Source organism: Bacteroides sp. 41_26 (assembly GCF_949740115.1).
Taxonomy (GTDB): domain Bacteria; phylum Bacteroidota; class Bacteroidia; order Bacteroidales; family Bacteroidaceae; genus Bacteroides; species Bacteroides nordii.
In genome coordinates, this window is the sequence record NZ_CATJGZ010000066.1 from 1 (window position 1) to 1,274 (window position 1,274).

A 1,274-nucleotide genomic window follows, 5' to 3' on the forward strand; every position below is an offset into this window, starting at 1 on the left:
TAAAATTTTGAAGCTATGCCAAGCGGAAAGAAGAAAAAAAGACATAAAATGTCTACGCACAAGCGTAAAAAAAGACTAAGAAAGAACAGACATAAAAGCAAAAAGTAATTTTTAGTCTGTATCGGACAGAAATAAAGAACAAACTTGTGAAGCAAATGTCTTTCGAGTTTGTTCTTTGTTTAAATGCCCGACTCCAATGAACAAGAGCTCAATTTATTTGTTCATTTTTTAAAAATAAATAATTAGGAAACAATTGTGACAAGCGAACTAGTAGTAGACGTACAGCCCAAAGAGGTCTCCATCGCCCTGCTCGAGGACAAGAGCCTGGTGGAACTTCAAAGTGAAGGAAGAAATATTTCCTTTTCAGTGGGTAATATGTATTTGGGCCGCGTCAAGAAATTGATGCCCGGACTAAATGCCTGCTTTGTAGATGTTGGTTACGAGAAAGATGCTTTCCTTCATTATTTAGACCTGGGTCCTCAATTCAATTCACTCGAAAAGTTCGTAAAACAAACTTTAAGCGACAAGAAAAAACTCAACTCCATTTCTAAAGCAACCCTGCTTCCCGATCTTGATAAAGATGGCACAGTAGCCAACACATTAAAGGTAGGACAAGAAGTAGTGGTGCAGATCGTAAAGGAACCCATCTCCACCAAAGGACCAAGATTAACTTCCGAACTTTCATTTGCTGGAAGATATCTGGTATTAATTCCTTTCAATGATAAGGTTTCTGTTTCACAAAAAATTAAATCGAGCGAAGAGCGTGCACGCCTCAAGCAATTGTTAATGAGCATCAAACCGAAAAACTTCGGTGTCATTGTTCGTACTGTAGCCGAAGGGAAACGCGTTGCCGAACTCGACGGAGAGCTTAAAGTATTGATTAAACACTGGGAAGACGCAATCACCAAGGTACAGAAAGCTACCAAGTTCCCGACGTTGATTTATGAAGAGACAAGCCGTGCCGTAGGGCTGTTGCGTGATCTCTTTAACCCTTCTTTTGAAAACATCTACGTCAATAACGAGGCGGTATACAACGAAATAAAAGATTACGTCACTCTCATTGCCCCCGACCGGGCAGAGATCGTAAAACTGTACAAGGGTCAGCTTCCCATTTATGACAATTTCGGTATCACCAAGCAGATCAAGTCATCTTTTGGTAAAACTATTTCTTACAAGAGTGGTGCCTACCTGATTATTGAGCACACTGAGGCGCTTCACGTAGTAGACGTGAACAGCGGTAACCGCACCAAGAATGCCAACGGGCAGGAAGGTAA

Annotated in this window: 1 protein-coding gene; it reads left to right on the plus strand. The window is 40.9% G+C overall.

Annotated features, from left to right (window positions below):
- Positions 1 to 255: 255 nt before the first annotated feature.
- The coding region (locus QX565_RS08455) for a ribonuclease E/G (protein ID WP_289292461.1) at positions 256 to 1,274 on the plus strand (1,019 nt) is incomplete at its 3' end.